We start from the raw sequence: 26,273 nt of genomic DNA on the forward strand, positions 1-26,273 counted from the left end.
GGCTGCGGGGACAGACAACCAAAGGAGTGAGAAATGCCGGTCAAGAACCGCTTTGCCGAACTGCAGGATGAAATCACCGCCTGGCGCCGTGACATCCACGAAAACCCGGAAATCCTGTTCGAAACCCACCGCACCAGCGCGCTGGTGGCGGAGAAGCTGCAAGACTTCGGCTGCGACGAGGTGGTGACAGGCATCGGCCGCACCGGGGTTGTCGGCGTGATCAGGGGCAAGGCGGACAGCTCCGGCAAGGTCATCGGCCTGCGCGCTGACATGGACGCGCTGCCGATCCACGAGCAGACAGGCTTGGACTACGCCTCCAAGACCCCCGGCGCGATGCATGCCTGCGGCCATGACGGCCACACCGCGATGCTGCTGGGCGCCGCCAAGTATCTGTCGGAAACGCGCAATTTCGACGGCACCGTGGTGGTGATCTTCCAGCCGGCCGAGGAAGGCGGCGGCGGTGCCAAGGTGATGTGCGACGACGGGCTGATGGACCGCTGGGGCGTGCAGGAAGTCTATGGCCTGCACAACTGGCCGGGCCAGCCGCTGGGCACCTTTGCCATCCGCCCCGGATCTTTCTTCGCCGCCACCGACCAGTTCGACATCACGTTTGAGGGCCGCGGCGGCCATGCCGCCAAGCCGCATGAGACCATCGACACCACTGTTCTGGCTGCACAGGCAGTTTTGGCGCTGCAGACCATCGCGTCGCGCAATGCCGATCCGGTGCATCAGATTGTGGTCTCGGTGACGTCCTTCGAGACCTCCTCCAAGGCGTTCAACGTGATCCCGCAGAAGGTGCAGATCAAGGGCACTGTGCGCACCATGTCCAAGGACATGCGCGACCTGGCCGAAAAGCGGATCAAAGAGGTCTGCACCGGCATCGCGGCAACCTTCGGGGGCACTGCCGATGTCACCTATAACCGCGGGTATCCGGTGATGGTGAACCACGAGGAGCAGACGGAATTTGCCGCCAAGGTGGCGGCCAGTGTCTCCGGCTCCTGCGAGGATGCGCCGCTGGTGATGGGCGGCGAGGATTTCGCCTTCATGCTGGAAGAGCGCCCCGGCGCCTATATCCTGATGGGGAACGGCGACACCGCGATGGTGCATCACCCGGAGTACAACTTCAACGACGAGGCCATTCCGGCGGGCTGCAGCTGGTGGGCGGAGATCGTCGAGCAGCGGATGCCGGCGGCTTAAACGGTGCAGGGGAGGGGGCTGTCTGCCCCCTCTTGAGCCTGCGGCTCAATTCACCCCCGAGGATATTTACAGCCAGATGAAGAGGGATCAGGTTGCGCTATGGCGCAGGGGTCAGTGCTCCAGCATCTCGCGGTAGATGGCGACCAGAGTCTCGGCCTCCTTCTCCAGCGCGAAGTTGGTCATGGCGTGCTTGCGAGCGGCCACGGACCATTCTGCTAGCCGGCCTTCGGTGGACAGCACGTCGTTGATGGCCGCCACCATCTGCCCGGTTTCGCCGGGGTCGATCAGCAGGCCGGTCTCGCCGGGCGCGATCAGCTCCTCAAAAGCGCCGACGCGGGTGGCCACCGCCGGCACGCCGCAGGACATCGCTTCGAGCGGGGTGAGGCCGAACCCCTCCCAGCGCTGCGGCGCGACGTAGAGGTCCAGCGCCTGATACCAGCGGGAAACCTCCCAAACCGGCACCTCCGGCGGGAACAGCAGCCGCTCGGAGAGGCCGGCAGCCTCGACCCTGGCGCGCAGTTCCTTTTCGAACGCAACGTGTTTTTCCGTCGCGCGGCCCATCACCAGGCCGACCGCCCTGGGATGGGCTTTCAGCACCTCCAGCATGGCGTCGACAAAGACATCGGTGCCTTTTTGCGCCCGGATCCGCCCGTAGCAGCCGATCAGGATGGCGTCTTCCGGCAGGCCCAGCTCGCGCCGCAGCGCCGGTTTGTCGGCGGGCGGGGAGAATTCTTCGGTGTTGATCCCGTGATGCACCACCTGCACGGGCTTTTCCAGATAGGCCGCGCCCTTGGCCGAGGTGGCGATCACCCGGTCCATCCTGGACATCAGCCACTTGGTATAATCCGAGTGGTGGCGCTGCGAGGCGGAGGTGAACAACAGCTTCAGCCGCTTGCCCAAGAGGTATTTCAGCGCCAGTCCGCCCAGCATTTCCACATTGCGCCGGGCGTGCCAGACGCGGGCGCCTGCGGGGCCGTTGCGGCTCATGAACACAAGCTGCGCCGCTGACAAATGCGGCATATCTGCGGGCAGGCCGCTGCCTGCGGTGGCGATGGCGATGTGTCGCCGCTGCAGCGGCACCAGCCGCACGATGGTGGAGGTGACGCCGGACAGGCGGCGTTTGAAGTTCGGCGCGATGACTTCAACCGTGCGGGCGTCCACTTCAGCCATCGCAGCCTCCTTCATGGGGCAGAAGCGCCAGCAGGGCGTCCACCGTTGTGTCCAGTTGATCCGACTGCCGGGAGATGAACTGCGCAGCCGCATCGCGGGCGGACTGGAAAGCTCCCGGCTTCTCAAGCCATTCGGCAACCTGGCCTGCCAGTTCCGCCGCTGTGCGTACTTCCGCCGCGGCGCCAAGGGCGGTCAGCTCTGCATAGGTCTCGGCAAAATTGTAGTGCCCGGTGCCGGAGATCACCGCGGCGCCCGCCTGCATCGGCTCAAACGGGTTGTGGCCGCCGATGTCGCGCAAGGAGCCGCCCAGGAACACCAGCGGGCAGAGCGCGTACCAAGTGCCAACCTCGCCCAGCGTGTCGGCCAAATAGACTTGCGTCTGGGTGCCGGGCAGAACGCCCTTGCTGCGCCGCGCGCAACTGAGGCCCGCCTGTTTGACCAGCGCCTCCACTTTGCCGCCGCGTTCCGGGTGGCGGGGGGCCAGCAGCAGGCAGAGACCGGGGTGCTGTTTCTGCAGCGCCTTGTGGGCCTCCAGCACGGTTTCTTCCTCACCTTCGTGGGTGGAGGAGGCGACCCAGACCGGGCGCTCGCCAATGCTGCCGCGCACCTTGGCGAGGGTGTCTTGATCGACCGGCAGCGGCGCAGAGACGGCCTTGAGGTTGCTGCCGGGGCGGATGCGGTCCGGGGCGGCTCCCATCGCCTTGAGGTTCGCAGCTGTCTTCCGGTTCTGAGTGACCAGCAGATCGAACTGATCCAGGATGAACCGCGCGGTGTCCGGGCGTTTTGTCCAGCCCGCGACCGATTTGTCCGAGAGCCGCGCGTTCAGCAGCACCAGCGGGCAGCCTGTTTTGCGGGCGCGCACCAGCATCTGCGGCCACAGCTCGCTTTCGACAAACACACCCAGATCCGGGCGCCAATGGGCCAGAAAGCGGTCCACGGCGGCAGCGGTGTCCAGGGGCGGGAACTGGTGGCGGCAGCGCGGCGGCATCCGTTTGGCGATCAGCTCAGCCGACGTGGGCGTGCCGGAGGTGATCAGGAATTCAGCATCCGGCGCCTGTTCGCCCATGCGGGCAATCAGGGTCAGCACCGACAGGCTTTCCCCGACCGAAGCCGCATGGAACCAGATCAGCCGCCCGGCCGGGCGCGGCAGGGAGGCATGGCCGAGGCGTTCGCGCACGCGGTCTTCCGGCAGGCCATAGTCGCGCAGCTTGCCCGCGACCTTGCGCCAAGCAAAGGGGGCGATCAGCGCGCTGGCGCCGCAGTAAAGGGAATAGAGCAGCGTCGCGCGCGCTGGGGCGGTCCTGGACATGGTCAGCCGCCGGTGTGGCTCATGTGGCGGGACATCTTGCCGCCGACGTCTTGCCGCGAATAGTCGAAGTCATGGCCGCGGGGCTTGTCGCCGATGGCGGCGCGGATGGCGGCCTCCAGCACACCAGCGCCTTCCTCGTTGGCGCGCAGCGGCGCGCGCAGGTCGGCTTTGCCTTCCTGGCCGAGGCAGGTGTAGATCTCGCCGGTGCAGGTGACCCGCACCCGGTTGCAGCTTTCGCAGAAGTTATGGGAGAGCGGGGTGATGAAGCCGATCTTCTGGCCGGTTTCCTCCAGCCGCACATAGCGGGCCGGGCCACCGGTGCGCTCTGCCAGATCGGTGACGGTGTAGTGGTTTTCATACTCCGCGCGCACGTCCTTCAGCGACCAGTACTGGCCGATGCGCTCCATATTGCCGATGTCTTCGCCCATTGGCATCACCTCGATCCAGGTGAGGTCCATGTCCCGCTCGGCGCACCAGCGGGTGATGGCGGGGAGTTCCTGCTCGTTAAAGCCCTTGAGCGCCACGGCATTGATCTTGACCCTGAGGCCCGCGTTCTGTGCCGCATCAATCCCCTTCAGCACCTGCGGCAGGCGGCCCCAGCGGGTGACATCGGCGAATTTCTGTTCGTCCAGCGTGTCGAGCGATATATTCACCCGGCGCACCCCGGCGGCGTAAAGGTCGTCGGCGTATTTCACCAGCTGCGAGCCGTTGGTGGTCAGCGTCAGCTCTTTCAGCGCGCCGGTGTCCAGATGGCGGCTCATCGCCTGGAAAAAGGTCATGATGCCGCGGCGCACCAATGGCTCGCCGCCGGTGATCCTGAGCTTCTCGACACCCAGCCGGATGAAGGTGGAGCACAGCCGGTCCAGTTCCTCCAGCGTCAGCAGGTCCTTCTTGGGCAAAAAGGTCATGTTTTCCGACATGCAATAGACGCAGCGGAAATCGCAGCGGTCGGTGACCGAGACGCGCAGGTAGGTGATTGCGCGGGCGAAGGGGTCGATAAGCGGTGCCGTCATGCTTCCTAGGTAAAGCGGGGCACCGCCCGCGGCAAGGGGGGACAGCTTTTGTGTCTGGCAAAGAGTTTCGCGCAAAGCTAGGGTTTGCCTATGCGTATGATAATCCTTTCCCTTACTTCGATTTCCCTGCTGGCGGCTTGCGAGGGCATCCAGCTGAATTCTTCCGTTCTGAACGGGCAGGACAGGCCGGCGGTGGCTGAGCCGCAGGACCCTGTGCTGGAGCCTGTGCCCGGGATTGATACAGCAGAGGCGGATCCGGCAGCGCCTGCGGGCTCTTCTGCGCCGTCATTCCGCGGCTCCGCCACCACGGTGGCGTCGCTGGGCGATCCCTCGGTTCCGGGGATGTGGATGGAGACCCCGCTGGTGGCGGCGGAGCAGCAGGCGCTGATCCGGACCAGCCGCAACACCGAGGCGGTGGTCACCCTGAAGCCCGTGCCGGGCACGGACACGGGCAGCAGCCGGCTGTCGATCAGCGCCATGCGGGCGCTGGGCCTGCCGCTGACCGAGCTGGCCGAGGTGCAGGTCCTGCCCGCGGGCTGAGCTCTGTTTTCCCGGAAGGGGGAGCGCCCGCCCTCTTGGGGCGGGGGCGTGCGCTGCCCGGCGGCTGCCGGGCGGGACCCTGGCAGGCCTAGGCGTGTTTCAGGTATTTCGCCGCTTCCTTGCGGGCAAAAGCTTTCATCTGAGCGCCATGCGCGTCCAGAAAGGCGCGGGTGTGGGCGGCGTCATGCTTGCTGAGGTCGCGCAGCCACCAGCCGATGGCCTTTTGAATGAACCAGTCCCGGTCCGGCACGTAGCCGGCCGCCCAGCCCAGAACACGCTCGCGCGCTTCCTGATCCGCCGGTTTCAGGTTATTCATCTTGGCCCAGGGCAGGGTGGCCACCAGCGCGGCGCGCCGGGTCCACATGTGATCAGATTGCGTCCAGCGCTCCACCGTATCCAGCCGCGCAGGCTCTGCCTGCAGGCGCTTGGCGATGGCAGAGCAGGCGTGGTCGGCAATCGCCCAGCTGTCGAAGTCCGGCACCCAGGATTGCAGCAGATCCCAGACGGCCGCGTCGTCCTTGATCCGGGCTTGGGTCAGCAGCTTGGCAGCGGCAATGCGGGCCTCGAAGACATCGCTATCCCACAACGCCTGCGCGAGCGAGACGCGCTCCTCAGTGGTCAGGGCCTGCCGCCAAGATTTGGTCAGGTCATTGGTGGCCGGGTTGGGCACCCCAAGCACTTCGCGGCTCTGCTTGTGGTAGGCGGCCATCTGCTCTGCCCGGCCGGGTTCCGCCTGGGCCTTGAGCTGCGCCAGCGCCTCCTGCAGTGTCACGCTGGTCACTCCACCGTCACCGATTTCGCCAGGTTGCGCGGCTGGTCCACGTCGGTGCCTTTGGCAACCGCGGTGTGATAGGCCAAGAGCTGTGCAGGAATGGCATAAAGGATCGGCGACAGCGCCTCCTTGACCTTCGGCATCCGGATTGCGCACCAGACGTCGTCGCCGGCCTCGTCAATCCCGTCCTGGTCGGAGATCATCAGAACCTTGCCCTTGCGGGCCAGGACTTCCTGCATGTTGGAGACGGATTTGTCGAACAGCGAGTCCCGCGGCGTCAGCACCACCACCGGCATGTTCTTGTCGATCAATGCGATGGGGCCGTGCTTCAGTTCGCCGCTGGCATAGGCTTCGGCGTGGATATAGCTGATTTCCTTGAGCTTCAGCGCGCCTTCCAGCGCCAGCGGATACATCAGGCCGCGGCCCAGGAACAGCACGTCGCGGGCCTCGCTGACCTTCTGCGCGGCTTGGCGGATCGCCTCGTTCTGCTCCAGCGCGGCGGACAGCACGTTGGGCAGCCCGCGGATGGCGGTGGCGTAACCGGCCATGTCCTCGGGCGAGAGGTGCCCGCGGTCGCAGGCCGCCTTGAGCGCCAGCGCCAAGAGCACGGTCAGCTGGCAGGTGAAGGCCTTGGTGGAGGCGACGCCGATTTCCGGCCCAGCAAAGATCGGCAGCGCCAGATCGCTTTCCCGCGCAATGGAGCTTTCGGGGACGTTCACCACCGACAGGATCTTGTCCGCTTTTTCCCGGCAATAGCGCAGGGCGGCCAGGGTGTCGGCGGTCTCGCCCGACTGGGACACGAACAGCGCCAGCGTCTTGGCGGGGACCGGCGGCTCGCGGTAGCGGAACTCCGAGGCGATATCGACTTCAACCGGCAGCCTGGCGATTTGCTCGAACCAGTATTTCGCGGTGACGCAGGCGTAATAGGCGGTGCCGCAGGCCACCATGGTCAGCCGATCAACCTGAGAGAAGTCGACCTCTCCGGGCAGCCGCACGGTGTCTTCCTCGACCGGCAGGTAATGGCGGATTGCCTCGGCAATCACCTGCGGCTGCTCGGCGATTTCCTTGGCCATGAAATGCTTGTGGCCGGCCTTGTCGACCTGAGCGGCGTCGATCTGGATGGTTTTGGTCTCGCGGTTCACGATGTCGCCATGCGCGTTGCGGATTTCCGCGCCCGCGCGGGTGACAACAGCGCGGTCGCCTTCCTCCAGATAGGTGATCCGGTCGGTCAGCGGTGCCAGTGCGATGGCGTCGGAGCCCACGAACATCTCGCCGTCACCGTGGCCGATCGCCAGTGGCGAGCCCTTGCGGGCGGCGATGATCAGATCCTCCTCGCCGTCAAACAAGAACGCGAGTGCAAAGGCGCCCTCCAGCTGGTTCAGCGTCGTAAAGGCCGCATCAACGGGGGTAAGCCCCTCTTTCAGATACCGTTCCGTCATCAGGGCAACGGTTTCGGTGTCGGTCTCGGTGCGGAACTCCATGCCGCAGTTCAAAAGCTCTGCACGCAGTTCCTTGTAGTTTTCGATGATGCCGTTGTGGACCACGGCCACCGCGCCGGCGCGGTGGGGATGGGCGTTGCTGACCGACGGCGCGCCATGGGTGGCCCAGCGGGTGTGGCCGATGCCGGACTTGCCGGCCAGCGGCTCATGCACCAGGAGGTCGCTGAGGTTCACCAGCTTGCCGACCGCGCGGCGGCGGCGCAGGGTGCCGTTGTTCACGGTGGCGATGCCCGCACTGTCATAGCCGCGGTATTCCAGCCGCTTCAGCGCCTCGACCAGGATCGGGGCGGCTTCGTGATTACCGAGAACGCCGACAATTCCGCACATCACTTGGCTCCCTTCTGCAATCGGGCCTTCTTGGCGCGCAGCATCTCCATCAGCTTGCGCGCGCGGCCCGGTTTGTTGGTTTGTTCGGCGCGGCCAATGGCCAAGTCGCCGTCTTCGACATTCCTGGTCACCACCGCGCCGGTCGCCGTCATCGCTTCATTGCCGATCCGGACCGGGGCCACCAGCATGGTGTTCGACCCGATAAAGGCGCGGGCACCGATCTCGGTGCGGTGCTTCATCACCCCGTCATAGTTGCAGGTGATCGTCCCTGCGCCAATATTGGCCGCCTCGCCGACAAAGGCATCGCCGATATAGCTAAGGTGGTTCACCTTGGCGCCTTCGGCAATCTCGGCGTTCTTAATTTCGACGAAATTGCCGATGTGTGTGTTCTCCGCCAGTTCCGCGCCGGGGCGCAGGCGGGCATAAGGACCGACCTTGGCGCCGCGGCTGACGTGGCAGCCCTCCAGGTGCGAGAACGCCCGGATCAGCGCGCCGCTTTCCACCGTCACGCCGGGGCCGAAAACCACGTTGGGCTCGATCACCGTGTCGCGGCCGATAAAGGTGTCAAAAGCGAGGTAAACCGTTTCAGGCGCCATCAGGGTGACGCCCAGGTCCAGCAGCTCTGCCCGGGCGCGCGCCTGGAACAGCGCATCGGCCTGTGCCAGCTCGGCGCGGGAATTGACGCCCAGCGTCTCCGCCTCGTCGCAGGACACGGCGGTCACCTTCAAGCCCTCGTGCCTGGCCAGCTCGACCAGATCGGTCAGGTAATACTCGCCGGAGGCGTTCTCATTGCCGACCTTGGCGATCAGATCAAAGATTGCGCTGGCTTTGCCAGCCATCAGGCCGGAATTGCAGAAGGAGATGGCGCGCTCCGCCTCGCTAGCGTCCTTGAACTCGACGATCCGCTCCAGGCTGTCGCCATCCATCACCAGACGGCCATAACGGCCCGGGTCGGCGGCCTCGAACCCCAGGATCACCAGATCGGCGCGCTGGCGGGCCTCGACCATGCGTTCCAGGGTTTCGGCGCTGACAAAAGGCGTGTCGCCATAGAGCACCACCACATCGCCCTCGAACCCGTCCAGCGCGGCGCGGGCCTGATCGACCGCGTGCGCGGTGCCCAGCTGCTCTTCCTGCAGGACGACCTCGGCCTCTTCGTCGATCTCTGACACTGCGGCGCGCACTGCCTCTGCCCCGTGGCCTGCCACGATGATGGTGCGCTCCGGCGCCAGCGCCCGGCCTGCGGCCATCGCGTGCTCCAGCATCGGCGCCTGGGCGATCGGGTGCAGGACTTTGGGGAGGTCGGAGTTCATCCGCGTGCCTTTTCCGGCCGCCAGGATGACAAGGGCAATGCTCATAATCGCTTTTCTCTTTGTCTTTTTAGCGCTCCCGTTTTATCCGCTAACAGGCGGGGCGCAAGGGATGGCGCCATCAAACTAGATTGCGGCCTGCAACATGCGGCGGCGGAAAAGTGCCGAAAGGGCAGGGAATGCGGACGGTTATCTTCGATCTGGACGGCACGCTGGCGGATACGTCGGGCGATCTGCTGGCCGCGGCCAATTTCTGTTTCCGGCAGATGGGGCTGGGCGATGTGCTGAGCCATCCCGGCGATGCAGGCATTGCCCTGCGCGGCGGCCGCACGATGCTGACCGCAGGCCTGAAACGGGCCGGTCAGTTCAACCCGGCCACGGTGGATGAGTTCTACCCGGTGCTGCTGGAGGCGTACCGGGATGCCATCGACCATCACACCGTGCTTTATCCGGGCGCGATGGCCGCGGTGGAGGCGTTGAAATCCGCAGGCTTTGGCGTTGGGATCTGCACCAACAAGCCCGAGGCGCTGGCGGATCAGCTGATGCGCAGCCTGGGCGTGCGTGACGCCTTTGCCTCGCTGGTCGGGGCGGACACGCTGCCGGTGCGCAAACCCGACCCCGCGCCGCTGTTCGAGGCCGCCCGCCGCGCAGGCGGTGATCCGGCCCGCACCCTGCTGGTGGGCGACAGCGACACTGACCGCAGCACTTCCGCCAATGCGGGCGTGCCGTCAGTGCTGGTGACCTTTGGCCCCTCCGGCGATGACATGGGCGCGCTCAAGCCCGAGGCGCTGTTGCACCGGTTCGAGGACCTTCTGGACGTCGCAGAGCGGCTGATTGCGTGATCCCGTAACTCAGTTCCGGGAAAACCGTCTGTCCGGCTTGCCTCTTGACCACTGACCGCCCGCGGCTCACAAACGCCGCATGAGCGAGACATTTACCGGGTCTTTCACCCAGCAGGAACCCATCCCCGAAGACGCCATCGAGGCTGCGCTGGCCGTGCTCCGCCACGGGCGGCTGCACCGCTACAACGTGGCCGAGGGCGAGGCGGGGGAAACCGCGCTGCTCGAACAGGAGTTCGCGGCGCAGATGGGCGCGAAATACTGCCTGGCCGTGGCGTCCGGCGGCTATGCGCTGGCGACGTCGCTGCGGGCGGTCGGGGTAAAGCCTGGCGACAAGGTGCTGACCAACGCCTTCACCCTGGCGCCGGTGCCGGGCTCCATCGCCTCCGTCGGGGCGGAGCCGCTGTTTGTCGAGGTGACCGAAAACCTGACGATCGACTTGGATGACCTTGCCGCCAAGGCGGATCAGGCAAAGGTGCTGATGCTGTCGCACATGCGCGGGCATCTGTGCGACATGGACCGGCTGATGGAGATCTGCAATGCGGCAGGCATCACCGTGATCGAGGATTGCGCCCACACCATGGGCGCCTCGTGGAATGGGGTGCTGTCGGGCCGCCATGGCGCGGCCGGCTGCTATTCCTGCCAGACCTATAAACATGTGAATTCGGGCGAGGGCGGGCTGCTTGTCACCGATGACGACGAAATCGCCGCCCGCGCCATCATGATGTCCGGCTCCTACATGCTTTACGGCCGCCACCTGGCCGCGCCGGGACCGGAGGTGTTCGAGCGGGTGAAATACGAGACCCCGAACATCTCGGGCCGGATGGACAACCTGCGCGCCGCCATCCTGCGGCCGCAGCTGCGCGATCTGGACACCCAGGTGGCGCGCTGGAACGACCGCTACCGCGCGGTGGAGGACGGCCTGCGCGGCACGCCCGGCCTGACGGTTGTGGAGCGGCCGAAGCAGGAGATTTATGTCGGCTCCTCCATCCAGTTCCTGCTCTTGGACTGGAGCGAAGACGCGGTGCAGGAGGCTGTCCGCCGCTGTGCCGCCCGCGGGGTGGAACTGAAATGGTTCGGCACGCCGGAGCCAGTGGCCTTCACCTCCCGCTATGACAGCTGGCGCTATGCGGACACCCCGCGGCTGCCGCAAAGCGACCGCATCCTGGCAGGCATCATCGACATGCGGGTGCCGCTGACCTTCAGCCTGGAGGACTGCGCCCAGATCGCCCGGATCATCCGCGCCGAGGTTTCCGCCGTTTATCAGTCGGGCTGATACAGCGGCACGGTCGAGATCGAGACCTTGGCAGAGCCGTCCGTCAGCTCAGCCGCGTGGGCGACGTAGATCAGCGTCTGGTTGGCTTCATCAAACAGGCGCTTGACCCGCAGCGACTTGAGGATGATGGACCGGGACTCCCGGAACACGTCCTCGCCGTCATCGCTGCGGTCGATATCCCCAGCGTGATTGGCCCGGTCTGGCGGCAGGCCAGCGAGGCGTTGGAGGGATCCTCGAACCAGTTGCCTTTGGACAGGCGGTCGATCAGCCCGCGCTCGAAATAGGCGATGTGGCAGGTGACGCCTTCGACCTTGGGGTCGGAGATCGCCTCGATCACAATGTCATTGCCGACCCAGTCGACCCCGATCTGGCCGATCTCCTCGGCGGCGGCGGGCAGGCTCAGCATACAGAATGCGGCAGCCAGGGCGCGGTTCAAACGTTTCATGAAAATCTCCTGATTCTATCGGGCGGTGCGGGGTGCGCCCGCCTTATCATTACTTACGCGCAGAAGCGGGGAAGGATCCATGGAACCTTTTTCCGCCGGTGGAGTTACTCCTGCTCAACGGCGCGTTGAGGCGCCGCAGACAGGAAATGGAAGAGGAGACTACTATGTTTACGCCGAAACGCGCCCTGACCGCATCTGCCCTGGCCCTGCTGGCTGCACCGGTTTGGGCCGGCGCCCAAGTGCAGGCCGTGACCGACCTGAACCTGCGCGCAGGCCCCGGACCGCAGCACGAAATCATCGGTGTTATCTCCAAAGACGGTGCTGTCAAACTGGACGGCTGCCTTGAGCAGAGCAACTGGTGCAAGGTCGGCTATGACGGTGCCGAAGGCTGGGCCTATGGCGAGTATCTGACCGAAACCGTTACCGAGAAATACATTCCGGTTGTCGCCAAGGACAGCCCGGTCGAAGTCACCACCGTGACCTATGAAAACACCGGTGAAGCCGATGCGCCGCTGGGGGCAATCGGCGGTGCCATCACTGGCGGTCTGATTGCAGGCCCGGCCGGGGTTGTTGCCGGCGCGATCGCCGGGGCTGCCGCAGGTGAAGCAGCTGTGCCGGACGAGGAAGTGGTGACCTATGTGCGCACCAACGCGACCGAACCGGTTTATGTGCAGGGCGAAGTGGTGACTGGCGTGATCATCCCGGAAGAAGTCCAGCTGACAGACATCCCGGACTCGAACTTCCGTTACGTTTATCTGAACGGCCTGCCGGTTCTGGTGGAGGCGGACAGCCGCACCGTGATCCACGTAGTCCGCTGATTTTCCTGATACTGTCTGATTGCGGGCGGCCCTGACGGGCCGCCCGTTTTCGTGCGCGCACCAGCACCCGGGGTCAATGCGATTGACGCGAATCATGTGGTCGTCTATTGAATTGAACAACTGTTCATATAATCGGCTGTGCCCTGGAGGATCTGCGGGATGTTCAACGCAAGCATGAGTTTTGATCTTGGTGAGGATGTTAACGCCCTGCGCGATATGGTTCACCGCTGGGCGCAGGACCGCGTCAAGCCGATGGCGCAGGAGATCGACCAGAAAAACGAATTCCCTGCCGATCTTTGGCAGGAGATGGGCGAGCTGGGCCTGCTGGGCATCACAGTGCCGGAGGAATTCGGCGGCGCCGGCATGTCCTATCTGGCCCACACCGTCGCGGTGGAGGAAATCGCCCGGGCCTCGGCCTCCGTCTCGCTGTCCTACGGCGCGCATTCCAACCTGTGCGTCAACCAGATCAAGCTGAACGGCAACGCCGAGCAGAAGCAGAAATACCTGCCCCGGCTGATCTCGGGCGAGCATGTTGGCGCGCTGGCAATGTCCGAGGCGGGCGCGGGCTCTGACGTGGTGTCGATGTCGCTGCGTGCCGAAAAGCGCAACGATCACTTCCGCCTGAACGGCAACAAGTACTGGATCACCAACGGCCCGGATGCCGACACGCTGGTGGTCTACGCCAAGACCGATCCGGAGGCGGGCTCCAAGGGGATCACTGCGTTCCTGATCGAAAAGGAAATGAAGGGCTTCTCCACCTCCAAGCATTTCGACAAGCTGGGGATGCGCGGCTCCAACACGGCTGAACTGGTGTTCGAGGATGTGGAAGTCCCGTTCGAGAACGTGCTGGGCGAAGAGGGCAAGGGCGTGCGCGTTCTGATGTCCGGCCTGGACTATGAGCGTGTGGTGCTGGCGGGCATCGGCCTCGGCATCATGGCGTCTTGCATGGATGAGATGATGCCCTACATGGCGGAGCGCAAGCAGTTCGGTCAGCCGATCGGGAACTTCCAGCTGATGCAGGCCAAGATTGCCGATATGTACACGGCGATGAACTCCGCCCGGGCCTATGTCTATGAAGTGGCGAAATCCTGCGACAATGGAACCGTGACCCGCCAGGACGCGGCGGCCTGCTGCCTTTATGCCTCCGAGGTGGCGATGACCCAGGCGCATCAGGCGGTGCAGGCCTTCGGCGGCGCGGGCTACCTGTCCGACAACCCGGTCGGCCGCATCTTCCGCGATGCCAAGCTGATGGAAATCGGCGCAGGCACCAGCGAGATCCGGCGGATGCTGATCGGCCGCGAGCTGATGGGCACCATGTAACAAAAGAAAACCCCGCGCTTCCGAGGGAGGCGCGGGGTTTGAAACAAGCCTGGCGGCACGAGGTCAGCCGCCAGACCGGAACCAGGTCACTTAGGATCAGAAGCGGTGCACGTAAGCGAAGTTCACGACAACCGGATCGATCTCTGCGGTGCCGATGCTGGCGCCGTTCAGGGTCGCGTCGGTGTCGATGTCCATCCAGCGCACGTTGAACCGCAGCGCGCCATTGTCGGAGATCTGGTAGTCGGCACCGGCGTTGACCGCCACACCAAAGCTGTCGTCAAGGTCCAGCGTGCCAAGCGCGGTCTCTTCCTCGAAGAAGGTGGTGTAGTTCAGGCCCAGGCCCACGAACGGCTTGACCTTGCCGGCGGTCGGGAAGTGGTAGTTGACCGACAGGGTCGGCGGCAGCTGCTTGGCGGACGCTGCAAAAGCGCCGTTCAGGCGGATGTCGTGCTCAAACGGCGAGGCCGCCAGCAGCTCGACACCCCAGTTGTCGCGGAAGAAGTATTCAACGGTCAGCGACAGCGCGGTGCCATCGTCGATATCCGCGGCGGCGCCAGCCAGGGTGCCATTGCCGGATTTCGGGTTGACGTTGGCGATACCAACACCAACGGTCCAGTCGCCTTGCTGCTGGGCCAGCGCGGGGCCGGCCAGGGCGGCGAGGGCAGAAGTCAGTGCCAAAGCGGAAACCATGCGTTTCATCGGGTGCGTCCCTTTTCTTGTGTTTACCCCGCAGTGGTGCCCCATGGAGCGGCGGAAAACTCTGATCTGGATCAAGGGCCGGATCGCTTTGCTATTGAAAATCCAGTGAAAAATTGCATGGCTGCCATGCGTTTCAGGAATGTCTAAATATGCATGATGCTTGTAACATTCCTGGACTTCGCCCGGATGGCAGCTGGGACCTGCCGGAGCAGCTGAACATGGCGGCGCAATGCCTGGCGCATCCGGCTGAAAAGACCGCCCTGATCGACATGACCGCCGCCGCGCGGCGCGACATTTCTTATGGCGAGCTTTCGGAGATGACCGACGGGCTGGCCCGCTATCTGCTGACCCGCATCCAGCCCGGCGACCGGGTGGGCGTGCTGCTCAGCCAGTCGCCCTGGTGCGCCGCGGCGCATCTGGCGATCTGGAAGGCGGGCGGCATCTCGGTGCCGCTGTTCAAGCTGTTCAAACACGATGCGCTCGCATCGCGTGCCGGTGACGCGGGCGTGCGCTTCGTCTTCACCGATGCCGAGGGCGCCGGCCTGCTGGGGGATCTGGCCGAAGCGGTGATCGCGGACAGCGCCGGGCTGGAGGGCGCACCGGTCCCCTTCGCGGATACCGCGCCGGAAACCCCGGCGGTGCTGATCTATACCTCCGGCACCACCGGCAGCCCCAAGGGCGCGCTGCACGGCCACCGGGTGCTGACCGGCCACCTGCCGGGAGTTGCCATCAGCCATGACCACCTGGGCCAGCCGGGCGATGTCCTCTGGACCCCTGCCGACTGGGCCTGGATCGGCGGGCTGTTCGACGTGCTGATGCCGGGCCTGGCGCTGGGCGTTCCGGTGGTTGCCGCGCGGCTGGACAAGTTCACACCGGAGGCTTGCGCCGATCTGATCGCCAAGGCCGGGGTGCGCAACATCTTCTTCCCGCCAACCGCATTGCGGATGCTGAAGGCAGCGGGGCAGGGGCTCCACGGTCTGCGTTCCGTTGCCAGCGGCGGAGAGCCCCTGGGCGCAGAGATGCTCGCCTGGGGCCGGCGCCGCTTGGGCGTCACGATCAACGAATTCTACGGCCAGACCGAATGCAACATGGTGGCCTCCTCCTGCGCTGCGGGTTTTGAGCCGCGCCCGGGCTGCATCGGTAAGGCGGTTCCGGGGCATGAACTGGCAGTGATCGACGAAGCCGGGAACCCCACGGAGGATGAGGGCGATGTCGCCATCCGCCGCGGCTCCGCCTCGATGCTGCTGGAATACTGGAACCGGCCCGAGGAGACCGCCGCCAAGTTCCGGGGGCCTTGGCTGGTGACCGGCGACCGCGGCATCTGGGAAGGGGAATACCTGCGTTTTGTCGGCCGCGAGGATGATGTGATCACCTCCGGCGGCTACCGCATCGGCCCGGCGGAGATCGAAGATTGCCTGCTGACCCATCCGGCGGTGGCGACCGTGGGCGTGGTCGGCAAGCCGGATCCGCTGCGGACGGAAATCGTCAAGGCTTATGTGGTGCTGAAGGCAGGGGGCGACGCCTCCGAGAAGGAACTGCAGGACTACGTCAAGGACCGGCTCGCGCACTATTCCTATCCGCGCGAAGTGGCGTTCCTCGACGCGCTGCCGATGACCGTGACCGGCAAGGTGATCCGCAAGGAGCTAAAGGCGCGGGCTGCGGGGGAGACCGCGCAATGACCCGCGGTGTTGCATACCCGGCGCACGCCGCGCCAACCGGAAATAAAGATCTCAACCCTATAACGGGAGAGTGGACATGAAACTCACATCCAAGGCGTTGCCTTCCTCGGAAGGCTTCAAGCAGAACCGCGAGGCGCATCTGGCGGCCCTTGCGCAGATCAGCGAGGCGGCCGAGGCCGCGCGCATGGGCGGCGGCGAGAAATCCCGTGAACGCCATGAAAGCCGCGGCAAGATGCTGCCGCGCCGCCGGGTGGCGAACCTCTTGGATCCGGGTTCCCCGTTCCTGGAAATCGGTGCCACCGCGGCACACGCAATGTATGACGGCGCAGCACCTGCGGCCGGCGTGATCGCGGGCATCGGCCGGGTGCACGGACAGGAGGTCATGGTGGTCTGCAACGACGCCACCGTGAAGGGCGGCACCTATTACCCGATGACTGTGAAGAAACACCTGCGCGCGCAGGAGATCGCCGAGGAGAACCGCCTCCCCTGCATCTACCTGGTCGACTCCGGCGGCGCCAACTTGCCGAACCAGGATGAGGTCTTCCCCGACCGCGACCACTTCGGCCGCATCTTCTACAACCAGGCGCGGATGTCGGCCAAGGGCATCCCGCAGATCGCTGTGGTCATGGGGTCCTGCACCGCGGGCGGCGCCTATGTGCCCGCGATGTCGGACGTCACCATCATCGTGAAGGAGCAGGGCACCATCTTCCTCGCGGGCCCGCCGCTGGTGAAGGCTGCCACGGGCGAGGTCGTCAGCGCCGAGGACCTGGGCGGCGGCGACGTGCACACGCGCCTCTCCGGTGTGGCCGATTACCTGGCCGAGGACGACGCCCACGCGCTGGCGCTGGCGCGGCGCGCGGTGCAGTCGCTGAACATCACCAGACCGCTGACGGTGAACTGGGCGACCCCGGAAGAACCCGCCTATGACCCTGAGGAAATTCTTGGCGTGGTGCCCGGCGACCTGCGCACGCCTTATGATATTCGCGAGGTGATCGCGCGGCTGGTCGACGGCTCCCGCTTTGACGAGTTCAAGCCGCGCTTCGGCGAGACGCTTGTGACGGGTTTTGCCCACCTCAAGGGGTGCCCCATCGGGATCATCGCCAACAACGGCGTGCTGTTCTCGGAAGCCGCTCAGAAAGGCGCGCATTTCGTGGAGCTGTGCAGCCAGCGCAAGATCCCGCTGGTGTTCCTGCAGAACATCACCGGCTTTATGGTGGGCCGGAAGTACGAAAACGAGGGCATCGCCCGCCACGGCGCCAAGATGGTGACCGCGGTGGCCACCACCAATGTGCCGAAAGTTACCATGCTGGTCGGCGGCTCCTTTGGCGCGGGCAACTACGGCATGTCGGGCCGCGCCTACCAGCCGCGCTTCCTGTGGACCTGGCCGAACTCCCGCATCTCGGTGATGGGCGGCGAGCAGGCGGCGGGCGTGCTGGCGACGGTGAAACGCGACGCCATCGAACGCCAGGGCGGCAGCTGGAGCGCTGATGAAGAGGCCGAATTCAAACGCCCCACCATCGAGATGTTCGAGGAGCAGAGCCACCCGCTTTATGCCTCGGCGCGCCTTTGGGACGACGGCATCATCGACCCGCGCAAGAGCCGCGACGTGCTGGCGCTCTCGCTCAGCGCGGCGCTGAACGCCCCGATTGAAGAGACCAAATTCGGCGTCTTCCGGATGTAAGCGCCGTCGCTTTCATCTTTCGCAAAATACTCCGGGGGTCCGGGGGCAGCGCCCCCGGTCCGGCGATCCAGACAAAGGACCAACCCCATGTTTGACAAGATCCTGATTGCCAACCGCGGCGAAATCGCCTGCCGCGTGATGGAAACCGCCCGCGCCATGGGCGTGCGCACGGTGGCGGTCTATTCCGACGCCGATGCGGCCGCAAAACATGTGCAGCTGGCGGATGAGGCGGTGCACATCGGCGGCCCGGCCCCGGCGGACAGCTACCTGAAGGGCGACGAGATCATCCGGGTGGCCCGGGAAACCGGCGCCCAGGCGATCCACCCGGGGTACGGCTTCCTGTCGGAAAACCCGAAATTCGTCGAGGCGGTGGAGGCTGCGGGCCTCGTGTTCATCGGGCCGTCGGCGGATGCGATCCGCAAGATGGGCCTCAAGGACGCCGCCAAGGCGCTGATGGAGGAGGCCGGCGTGCCGGTGGTGCCGGGCTATCACGGCAGCAGCCAGGACCCGGAGTTCCTGGCAGGCGAAGCCGGGAAGATCGGCTATCCGGTGCTGATCAAGGCGGTGGCCGGCGGCGGCGGCAAGGGGATGCGTCTGGTCGAGAAGCCGGAGGAGTTTGCCGACGCCCTGAAAAGTGCGCAGGGCGAGGCGACCACGGCCTTTGGCAATCCCGACGTTCTGATCGAGAAATACATCCAGCAGCCCCGCCATATCGAGGTGCAGGTCTTTGGCGACGGGACGCAGGCGGTGCATCTGTTTGAGCGCGACTGCTCGCTGCAGCGCCGCCATCAGAAGGTGATCGAAGAAGCCCCGGCGCCCGGCATGACCGAGGAAATGCGCGAGGCGATGGGCCAGGCCGGCGTGCGCGCGGCCGAAGCTATCGGCTATAAGGGCGCGGGCACGGTGGAATTCATCGTCGACGGCTCCGACGGGCTGCGCCCAGATGGCTTCTGGTTCATGGAAATGAACACCCGCCTGCAGGTGGAGCACCCGGTGACCGAGCTGATTACAGGTGTCGACCTGGTGGAATGGCAGCTGCGCGTGGCTTCGGGGGAGAGCCTGCCCGCCAAGCAGGAAGACCTCACCATCACCGGCCATGCGTTTGAGGCAAGGCTTTATGCGGAGGATGTGCCGAAGGGCTTCCTGCCCGCAACCGGCACCCTGACCCATCTGTCCTTCCCGGCAGAGGCCCGCGCCGACAGCGGTGTGCGGGCGGGGGACACCATCAGCCCCTGGTACGACCCGATGATCTCCAAGGTGATCGTGCATGGCTCCACCCGCAAGGTGGCGCTGTCGCGGCTGGCGCGCGCGCTGGAGGACACCGAGGTCGGCGGCACCGTCACCAACCTGGCGTTCCTTGGCGCGCTGGCCGCGCATGAGGGGTTTGCCAATGGCGAGGTGGACACCGGCCTTATCGCCCGCGATCTGGACGCTCTGGTGGCCGCGCCGCAGGTCGAGCTGCGCCACAAGGCGGCGGCGGGCATGGTGGCGCTGGACCTCGTGCAGGCCGCAGCGCACACCGGCTTCAGCCTGTGGACGCCGCTGCACCGCGCTGTGACCCTGACCCATGCGGGCGCGGAGTTCACTGCCGATGTGCAGGTCGACGGTCCCGACCGGCAGCTGTGGACCATCGAAGGCAACACCGTCGTGGCTGAGCGCAGCCAGGGCCAGTGGCGCATCGGCGAGCGCCGGATGCCAACAGTCTCGCAGTCCGGGTCCCTGATCACCGTGCATGATGCCTACGGGCTGGAATTCACCGTGGTGGATCCGCTCGACCGTGCGGCCGTTGCGGGCGGCGATATGAATGTGGTCGAGGCGCCGATGCCGGGCCTGGTCAAGGCGGTGTTTGCCGAAGCTGGCCAATCGGTGAAGGAGGGCGACCGGCTTGCCGTTCTGGAAGCCATGAAGATGGAGCATTCGCTGCTGGCGGCGCGCGATGGTGTCGTCGCGGAGGTGCTGGCCTCGGCCGGCGACCAGGTCGAGGCGGGGGCCGCGCTGGTGCGGCTGGAAGAAGACGACAGCTGACCTGAAGTCCGGGGCGGCGCGTCTGCCGCCCCTGCCGGGATTTGAGTATTTTTGGAAAGATGAAGCCGAAGGGGCGTTTCATGAGCGAGTTTGCCGAGATTTTTGAGGTCGGTCCGCGCGACGGGCTGCAGAATGAGAAACGCGAAATTCCGGTGGCCGAAAAGGTGGCGCTGACTGATTGCCTGAGCCGCGCCGGGTTCAAGCGGATCGAGGTGGCAAGTTTCGTGTCGCCCAAATGGGTGCCGCAGATGGCGGGCAGCGCAGAGGTGCTGGCCGGCATCACCCGCGCCGCTGGAGTCCGCTATGCGGCGCTGACGCCCAACATGCGCGGGTTTGAGGATGCTGTGGCCGCAAGGGCGGATGAGATCGCTGTTTTTGCGTCCGCCTCCGAAGGGTTCTCCAAGGCCAATATCAACGCCACCATCGAGGAAAGCATCACCCGCTTTCTGCCCGTTCTGGACGCGGCAAAGGACATGGGGCTGCCGGTCCGCGGTTATGTGTCCTGCGTGACCGACTGCCCGTTTGACGGGCCGACCCCGCCGCAGAAGGTGGCAGAGGTGGCGCGCCGGCTGTTCGATCTGGGCTGTTATGAGATTTCGCTGGGCGACACCATCGGGCAGGGCACGCCGGAAACGATCTCGGCAATGCTGCGGGCCGTGGTCCAGCAGGTCCCGGCCGGGCGGCTTGCCGGCCATTATCATGACACCGCGGGCAGGGCGCTGGACAATATCGAGGCCTCTCTGGATCTTGGCGTGCGGGTGTTCGATGCCGCCGTGGGCGGCCTTGGCGGCTGCCCCTATGCGCCGGGGGCCGCGGGCAATGTGGCCACGGAAGCGGTGCACAAGCGCCTGACGGAGCTGGGCTATCACACCGGCCTGGACGCGGATGTGCTGGACGAGGCCGCCGCGATGGCCCGCGCCATGCGCGGCCTGCAGTAAGATTTCAGCGGAGAAGCAAGATGTTTGAAACAATCACCCTGGAAACCGACGCCCGCGGCGTCTGCACCCTGACGCTGAACCGCCCGGACAAGCACAACGCCATGTCCGGCCAGATGCTGCAGGAGCTGACCCTGGCGGCAAAGCGGCTGGCCGCGGATGACTCTGTGCGCGTGGTGGTGCTGACCGGCGCGGGCAAGAGCTTTTGCGCGGGCGGCGACCTGGGCTGGATGCGCCAGCAGATGGATGCGGACGCCGAAACCCGCGGCCGCGAGGCGCGGGTGCTGGCAGAGATGCTGATGGCGCTCAACACCCTGCCCAAGCCGGTGATCGGCGCGCTGCAGGGCAATGCCTTCGGCGGCGGCGTCGGCATGGCCTCGGTCTGCGATGTGGCGATCGGCGCTGATCATCTGAAGATGGGCCTCACTGAGACCAAGCTGGGGCTGATTCCCGCCACCATCGGCCCCTATGTGATTGCCCGCATGGGCGAGGCCAAGGCACGCCGCGTGTTTATGTCGGCGCGGCTGTTCGGCGCGGACGAGGCCGTGGAACTGGGCCTGCTGGCCAAGGCGGTTCCGGCGGACCAGCTGGACGAGGCGGTCGAGGCGGAGGTTTCCCCCTATCTCAACTGCGCGCCGGGTGCCGTGGCCGCCGCCAAGAAGCTCGCCCGCGACCTGGGGCCGCGGCTGGACGATGCGGTGATCGACCATACAATCAAGGCGCTTGTGGAGCGCTGGGAGGGGGAGGAGGCCCGCGAGGGCATCACCGCTTTCTTTGAGAAGCGCAAACCCGGCTGGCAGGCCTGAAAACCGGCATTCCCGATACATTTTTGGAGGGCGGCCGCAGCTTTCGTTGCGGCCGCTTTTCTTATGAAATCACTAAGAAATCACATCAGCGTTGCGGCTGTGCTTTTTCCTGTCACAAACCCCGTTGTTTAACCTTGCCTTAGTTGACGCTGTAGGGGCGGAGGGGTAGACACACTTCAAATCAACACGCCAATTGACGTCGCGCGGGAAACCGCCGGGGAAAGGAGCTGCTCTTGGAAGAGATGTTGAGGGAATACCTGCCGATCCTGGTCTTCCTGGCCGTCGCGGCAGGCTTGGGGATTGTCCTCATCCTGGCAGCCGTTGTGCTGGCGGTCCGCAACCCGGACCCGGAGAAGGTCAGCGCCTACGAATGCGGTTTCAACGCTTTCGACGATGCCCGCATGAAATTCGATGTCAGGTTCTATCTGGTGTCGATTCTCTTCATTATTTTCGACTTGGAAATCGCTTTCCTGTTTCCCTGGGCCGTCGGTTTCAAGGACATCAGCGACACCGGCTTCTGGTCGATGATGGTGTTCCTGGGCGTGCTGACCATCGGATTCGCCTATGAGTGGAAGAAAGGGGCCCTGGAATGGCAGTGATGACCGGAGCCAACACCGCTGGTGTGGACAAGGAAGTTGTCACCCGGGCCCTGAATGCAGAGCTTCAGGACAAGGGTTTCCTGCTCACCTCGGCCGAGGACATCATCAACTGGGCACGCACAGGTTCGCTGCACTGGATGACCTTCGGCCTGGCCTGCTGCGCGGTTGAGATGATGCACACCTCGATGCCGCGCTATGACGCCGAACGCTTCGGCATCGCACCGCGCGCCTCGCCGCGCCAGTCGGATGTGATGATCGTCGCAGGCACCCTGACCAACAAGATGGCGCCGGCCCTGCGCAAGGTCTACGACCAGATGCCCGAGCCGCGCTACGTGATCTCGATGGGCTCCTGCGCCAACGGCGGCGGCTACTACCACTACAGCTATTCCGTGGTGCGCGGCTGCGACCGGGTTGTGCCGGTTGACGTCTACGTGCCCGGCTGCCCGCCGACGGCTGAGGCGCTGCTTTATGGCCTGATGCAGCTGCAGCGCAAGATCCGCCGCACCGGCACCCTGGTGCGCTGAGGAAGGGCGGAAAAAACATGACTGATGCACTGAAAGAGCTTGGCGCCCAGATCGAAGCCAAACGCCCCGATTGCGTGGTGGCCTGGAGCGTGTCCTTTGACGAGCTGACCATTGACGTGACGCCCTCGAACATCGCCGGTCTGGTGGAGTTCCTGAAATCGGACCCGAATTGCAAGTTTTCAACCCTGGTGGACATCACCGCGGTGGATTACCCGGAACGCGCCAAGCGGTTCGACGTGGTTTATCACTTCCTGTCGATGTACCGGAACCAGCGCATCCGCCTGCGCGCCGCCGTGCGCGAGGATGAGATGGTGCCCTCCATCGTGAAGGTGCACCCCTCGGCCAACTGGTTCGAGCGGGAAGTCTACGACATGTTCGGCATCCTGTTCTCGGGCCACCCGGACCTGCGCCGAATCCTGACCGACTACGGCTTCCGCGGCTACCCGCTGCGCAAGGACTTCCCGACCACCGGCTATACCGAGGTGCGGTATGACGAGGCGCAGAAGCGCGTGGTCTATGAGCCGGTGAAGCTGGTGCAGGAATACCGCCAGTTCGATTTCATGTCCCCGTGGGAAGGTGCCGAATACATCCTGCCCGGCGACGAGAAGGAGGGGGCGCAATGATGGACGGCTCCAAATTTGACGACGGCAGCGTCGACGCGCTGAGCGGCGAGCAGAAGATCCGCAACTTCAACATCAACTTCGGCCCGCAGCACCCTGCGGCGCATGGGGTTTTGCGTCTGGTGCTCGAACTCGACGGCGAGATCGTCGAGCGTTGCGATCCGCATATCGGCCTGTTGCACCGCGGCACCGAAAAGCTGATGGAAAGCCGCACCTACCTGCAGAACCTGCCGTATTTCGACCGCCTCGACTATGTGGCGCCGATGAACCAGGAGCACGCCTGGTGTCTCGCCATCGAGAAGCTGACCGGCACCGAGGTGCCGCGCCGCGGCCAGCTGATCCGGGTGCTCTATTCGGAAATCGGCCGGGTGCTGAACCACCTGCTGAACGTCACCACGCAGGCGATGGACGTCGGCGCACTGACCCCGCCGCTGTGGGGCTTTGAAGAGCGCGAGAAGCTGATGATCTTCTACGAGCGGGCCTGCGGCGCGCGCCTGCACGCGGCTTATTTCCGCCCCGGCGGCGTGCATCAGGACCTGCCGGATGACCTGCTGGATGATATCGACCTCTGGGCGATGGAATTCCCCAAGGTGCTGGATGATATCGACGGCCTTCTGACCGAAAACCGCATCTTCAAGCAGCGCAACTGCGATATCGGTGTGGTGACCGAGAAGGAGATCCAGGAATACGGCTTCTCCGGCGTCATGGTGCGCGGCTCTGGCCTCGCCTGGGACCTGCGCCGCGCGCAGCCTTATGAATGCTATGACGAGTTCGAGTTTCAGGTGCCGATCGGCAAGAACGGCGACTGCTACGACCGCTACCTCTGCCGGATGGAAGAGATGCGCCAGTCGACCTCGATCATCCGCCAGGCGATTGCCAAGCTGCGCGAAGCCACCGGCGACGTGGTGGCCCGCGGCAAGCTGTCCCCGCCCAAGCGCGGCGACATGAAAACCTCGATGGAAAGCCTGATCCACCATTTCAAGCTTTACACCGAAGGCTTCCACGTGCCCGCAGGCGAGGTCTACGCCGCCGTCGAGGCGCCCAAGGGCGAGTTCGGCGTCTATCTGGTGGCGGACGGGTCCAACAAACCCTACCGCTCCAAGATCCGCGCGCCGGGCTTCCTGCACCTGCAGGCGATGGATCACATTGCCAAGGGCCACCAGCTGGCCGACGTCGCCGCCATCATCGGCACCATGGACGTAGTGTTCGGGGAGATCGACCGGTGAGATTGGATGACATCCTAAAGTACTTGGGAATTGCTTGGAGCGTAGTCGCCTTTGTTGCTGTTGTAGCTTTCTTTGCCGGTGATCATTGGACCACTTGGAAGGAAGTGCGAAAAGCGCATGATCAGGAACTGGCGATCTTTGGCACTCAACCTGATTTGGGCGAACTGGAAGCCAAAATTCAGCGTTTGTATCAGGTCTTGGCTCTTGCCGAGATGCCTGACGGACAGGGGCGTTCCAAATATCTGGAAGAGATTGAGGCCAGAGTTAAGCAACTAGAAAACGTGCCTGCGATTTCGCTCCCCGACTTTGGCCAGTTCGTGAAAGTGGGTGATCGGGTCATTCTGCAAGGCAAAAGTCAGCTATATCTGTACGACAATGACGGGCAGGGGCAGGACGAAAAAGATCTGCTTATGAACGGCGTCCAAGATCCCTGGATTATTCGGAAGGCAAACTAATGCTGCGTAGGCTCCACCACGAACAACCCGCGAGCTTTGCCTTCACCCCGGCCAACCAGGCCTGGGCCGAGGCGCAGATCACCAAATATCCTGAGGGCCGCCAGGCCTCCGCGGTCATTCCGCTCTTGTGGCGCGCTCAGGAGCAGGAAGGCTGGGTCACCAAACCGGCGATCGAGTCCATCGCCGATATGCTCGGCATGGCCTATATCCGGGTGCTGGAAGTTGCCTCCTTCTACTTCATGTTCCAGCTGCAACCCACGGGTTCTGTTGCCCATGTGCAGATCTGCGGCACCACTTCCTGCATGATCTGCGGGGCAGAGGACCTGATCGCGGTTTGCCAGGAAAAGATCGCACCCAAGCCTTTTACCCTGTCGGCGGACGGCAAGTTCACCTGGGAAGAAGTCGAGTGCCTGGGCGCCTGCACCAATGCCCCGATGGCGCAGATCGGCAAGGATTATTACGAGGATCTGACGGCAGAGGGCTTTGCCAAGCTGCTGGACGATCTGGCGGCCGGCCAGCTGGTCGCGCCCGGCCCGCAGAACGGCCGTTACGCGGCTGAGCCGAAGTCCGGCCTCACCTCGCTGACCGAGTTCGACAGCGGCAAGACGCAGTACAATGCCAGCGCGCAGCTGGCGATGGACGTCAAGGATGGAATCAAGCGCATTCAGGGCGATGAAGTGCCGCTGCTGACCCCCTGGATCGGCAAGGACGGCACCGTTGCCGGCCGCGCTGCCGAGGGCCAGCCGCCCAAGGCGCCGGAGGCTCCGCTTCCCGCAGCCCGGCAAGCGGAGGCGCTGAAGACCGCACCGACGAAGAAATCCGATGCGGCTGAGCCGTCCTCGCCCGAAGGGGCTGCGGCCAAGGCAACCGAGGAAAGCGAGCCGGAGCTTTTGAAGGAAGCCCGCGGCGGGCTGGCCGATGACCTCAAGATGCTGAAGGGCGTCGGCCCCAAGCTGGAGGCAAAGCTGAACGAGCTTGGCTTCTACCACTTCGATCAGATCGCCGACTGGACCGAGGAAGAGATCGCCTGGGTCGATTCCCGGCTGCAGTTCCGGGGCCGGATCGCCCGCGATGGCTGGGTCGAGCAGGCGAAGCGGCTGCAAGTGGGCGATGAGACCGAATTCGCGAAACGTGCCAAAGAAAAGCACATCTACGACGACGACGAATAATCAGGCCGCGGCCCCCGGGGCCG

24 protein-coding genes and 1 pseudogene are annotated in these 26,273 nt (G+C 64.8%); 17 read left to right on the forward strand and 8 right to left on the reverse strand.

Annotated elements, in window-relative coordinates; all coding sequences use genetic code 11:
* Positions 1–33 precede the first annotated feature (33 nt).
* Complete coding sequence (locus R2C4_RS06110; RefSeq protein ID WP_141889985.1) at positions 34–1,197, forward strand: M20 aminoacylase family protein; 1,164 nt, start codon at positions 34–36, stop codon at positions 1,195–1,197.
* A 111-nt stretch (positions 1,198–1,308) separates the two neighbouring features.
* Here R2C4_RS06110 and R2C4_RS06115 read toward each other — a convergent pair whose 3' ends face one another.
* Genes R2C4_RS06115 through moaA form a run of 3 tightly spaced genes read right to left on the reverse strand, consistent with a single transcriptional unit; the run spans position 1,309 to position 4,689 of the window.
* A complete protein-coding gene (locus tag R2C4_RS06115; protein ID WP_141889986.1) occupies positions 1,309–2,367 on the reverse strand; it encodes a glycosyltransferase family 4 protein in 1,059 nt (352 codons plus the stop codon).
* Positions 2,360–3,676, reverse strand: a complete 1,317-nt coding sequence (locus R2C4_RS06120; RefSeq protein ID WP_141889987.1) for a 3-deoxy-D-manno-octulosonic acid transferase — start codon at positions 3,674–3,676, stop codon at positions 2,360–2,362. The genes R2C4_RS06115 and R2C4_RS06120 overlap by 8 nt, the downstream gene beginning before the upstream one ends.
* Before the next feature lie 2 nt (positions 3,677–3,678).
* A complete protein-coding gene (moaA, locus tag R2C4_RS06125; RefSeq protein WP_058287888.1) occupies positions 3,679–4,689 on the reverse strand; it encodes a GTP 3',8-cyclase MoaA in 1,011 nt (336 codons plus the stop codon).
* 90 nt (positions 4,690–4,779) lie between these two features.
* Here moaA and R2C4_RS06130 point away from each other — a divergent pair, with 90 nt between their 5' ends.
* Positions 4,780–5,229 (forward strand): hypothetical protein, encoded by a 450-nt coding sequence (locus R2C4_RS06130; RefSeq protein WP_244940788.1) that lies wholly within the window; start codon positions 4,780–4,782, stop codon positions 5,227–5,229.
* Positions 5,230–5,317: 88 nt separating this feature from the next.
* On the opposite strand, the gene R2C4_RS06135 is transcribed toward R2C4_RS06130, so the two are convergent.
* The 3 genes from R2C4_RS06135 to glmU are packed head-to-tail and all read right to left on the reverse strand — an operon-like array spanning position 5,318 to position 9,182.
* Positions 5,318–6,001 carry a DNA alkylation repair protein gene (locus R2C4_RS06135; RefSeq protein ID WP_141892047.1) on the reverse strand — a complete coding sequence of 228 codons (684 nt, stop codon included), beginning with the start codon at positions 5,999–6,001 and terminating at the stop codon, positions 5,318–5,320.
* Positions 6,002–6,006: 5 nt separating this feature from the next.
* A complete protein-coding gene (gene glmS, locus R2C4_RS06140) occupies positions 6,007–7,827 on the reverse strand; it encodes a glutamine--fructose-6-phosphate transaminase (isomerizing) (RefSeq protein WP_141889988.1) in 1,821 nt (606 codons plus the stop codon).
* Complete coding sequence (gene glmU / locus R2C4_RS06145) at positions 7,827–9,182, reverse strand: bifunctional UDP-N-acetylglucosamine diphosphorylase/glucosamine-1-phosphate N-acetyltransferase GlmU (protein WP_141889989.1); 1,356 nt, start codon at positions 9,180–9,182, stop codon at positions 7,827–7,829. Before glmU ends, glmS begins: the two co-directional genes overlap by 1 nt.
* A 131-nt stretch (positions 9,183–9,313) precedes the next feature.
* Between glmU and R2C4_RS06150 the strand changes: the two genes are divergently transcribed.
* Positions 9,314–9,976, forward strand: a complete 663-nt coding sequence (locus R2C4_RS06150) for an HAD-IA family hydrolase (protein ID WP_008556586.1) — start codon at positions 9,314–9,316, stop codon at positions 9,974–9,976.
* A 79-nt stretch (positions 9,977–10,055) separates the two neighbouring features.
* Positions 10,056–11,249, forward strand: coding sequence for a DegT/DnrJ/EryC1/StrS family aminotransferase (locus R2C4_RS06155; RefSeq protein ID WP_141889990.1), 1,194 nt, complete (start codon positions 10,056–10,058; stop codon positions 11,247–11,249).
* Here R2C4_RS06155 and R2C4_RS06160 read toward each other — a convergent pair.
* Positions 11,237–11,694, reverse strand: a pseudogene (locus tag R2C4_RS06160) (CreA family protein). The gene R2C4_RS06155 and the pseudogene R2C4_RS06160 sit on opposite strands and share 13 nt — an antisense overlap.
* 164 nt (positions 11,695–11,858) lie before the next feature.
* Between R2C4_RS06160 and R2C4_RS06165 the strand changes: the two are divergent.
* Both R2C4_RS06165 and R2C4_RS06170 read left to right on the forward strand, forming a co-directional pair.
* The gene (locus R2C4_RS06165) at positions 11,859–12,512 is read left to right on the forward strand and encodes a DUF1236 domain-containing protein (protein WP_141889991.1); all 654 of its coding nucleotides are present in this window, start codon (positions 11,859–11,861) and stop codon (positions 12,510–12,512) included.
* 159 nt (positions 12,513–12,671) lie between these two features.
* On the forward strand, positions 12,672–13,832 hold the full coding sequence (locus R2C4_RS06170; protein ID WP_141889992.1) for an isovaleryl-CoA dehydrogenase: 1,161 nt from the start codon (positions 12,672–12,674) through the stop codon (positions 13,830–13,832).
* 96 nt (positions 13,833–13,928) lie between these two features.
* Here R2C4_RS06170 and R2C4_RS06175 read toward each other — a convergent pair whose 3' ends face one another.
* Positions 13,929–14,531 (reverse strand): OmpW/AlkL family protein, encoded by a 603-nt coding sequence (locus R2C4_RS06175; protein WP_141889993.1) that lies wholly within the window; start codon positions 14,529–14,531, stop codon positions 13,929–13,931.
* A gap of 149 nt (positions 14,532–14,680) precedes the next feature.
* Here R2C4_RS06175 and R2C4_RS06180 point away from each other — a divergent pair, with 149 nt between their 5' ends.
* From R2C4_RS06180 to R2C4_RS06230, 11 genes are all read left to right on the forward strand, one after another.
* Positions 14,681–16,210: an AMP-binding protein gene (locus R2C4_RS06180; protein ID WP_141889994.1), complete on the forward strand. Its 1,530-nt coding sequence runs from the start codon at positions 14,681–14,683 to the stop codon at positions 16,208–16,210.
* 76 nt (positions 16,211–16,286) lie between these two features.
* Positions 16,287–17,891 carry a carboxyl transferase domain-containing protein gene (locus R2C4_RS06185; RefSeq protein WP_141889995.1) on the forward strand — a complete coding sequence of 535 codons (1,605 nt, stop codon included), beginning with the start codon at positions 16,287–16,289 and terminating at the stop codon, positions 17,889–17,891.
* A gap of 87 nt (positions 17,892–17,978) precedes the next feature.
* Positions 17,979–19,916 (forward strand): acetyl/propionyl/methylcrotonyl-CoA carboxylase subunit alpha, encoded by a 1,938-nt coding sequence (locus R2C4_RS06190; protein ID WP_141889996.1) that lies wholly within the window; start codon positions 17,979–17,981, stop codon positions 19,914–19,916.
* Between the two features lie 80 nt (positions 19,917–19,996).
* Complete coding sequence (locus R2C4_RS06195) at positions 19,997–20,854, forward strand: hydroxymethylglutaryl-CoA lyase (RefSeq protein ID WP_141889997.1); 858 nt, start codon at positions 19,997–19,999, stop codon at positions 20,852–20,854.
* Between the two features lie 20 nt (positions 20,855–20,874).
* Positions 20,875–21,657, forward strand: a complete 783-nt coding sequence (locus R2C4_RS06200; protein WP_141889998.1) for a crotonase/enoyl-CoA hydratase family protein — start codon at positions 20,875–20,877, stop codon at positions 21,655–21,657.
* Between the two features lie 233 nt (positions 21,658–21,890).
* Entirely contained in the window at positions 21,891–22,256 is a 366-nt protein-coding gene (locus R2C4_RS06205) for an NADH-quinone oxidoreductase subunit A (protein WP_024090668.1), read from the forward strand.
* Complete coding sequence (locus tag R2C4_RS06210; protein ID WP_027237089.1) at positions 22,247–22,780, forward strand: NuoB/complex I 20 kDa subunit family protein; 534 nt, start codon at positions 22,247–22,249, stop codon at positions 22,778–22,780. Before R2C4_RS06205 ends, R2C4_RS06210 begins: the two co-directional genes overlap by 10 nt.
* Before the next feature lie 17 nt (positions 22,781–22,797).
* Positions 22,798–23,403: an NADH-quinone oxidoreductase subunit C gene (locus R2C4_RS06215; RefSeq protein ID WP_141889999.1), complete on the forward strand. Its 606-nt coding sequence runs from the start codon at positions 22,798–22,800 to the stop codon at positions 23,401–23,403.
* Entirely contained in the window at positions 23,403–24,626 is a 1,224-nt protein-coding gene (locus tag R2C4_RS06220; protein ID WP_208764539.1) for an NADH-quinone oxidoreductase subunit D, read from the forward strand. The genes R2C4_RS06215 and R2C4_RS06220 overlap by 1 nt, the downstream gene beginning before the upstream one ends.
* A complete protein-coding gene (locus tag R2C4_RS06225) occupies positions 24,623–25,081 on the forward strand; it encodes a hypothetical protein (RefSeq protein WP_141890001.1) in 459 nt (152 codons plus the stop codon). The genes R2C4_RS06220 and R2C4_RS06225 overlap by 4 nt, the downstream gene beginning before the upstream one ends.
* Positions 25,081–26,250 (forward strand): NADH-quinone oxidoreductase subunit E, encoded by a 1,170-nt coding sequence (locus R2C4_RS06230; protein ID WP_141890002.1) that lies wholly within the window; start codon positions 25,081–25,083, stop codon positions 26,248–26,250. Before R2C4_RS06225 ends, R2C4_RS06230 begins: the two co-directional genes overlap by 1 nt.
* The last annotated feature ends 23 nt before the right edge of the window (positions 26,251–26,273 follow it).

It is taken from the genome of Leisingera aquaemixtae (assembly GCF_006740765.1).
Taxonomy (GTDB): Bacteria; Pseudomonadota; Alphaproteobacteria; order Rhodobacterales; family Rhodobacteraceae; genus Leisingera; species Leisingera aquaemixtae.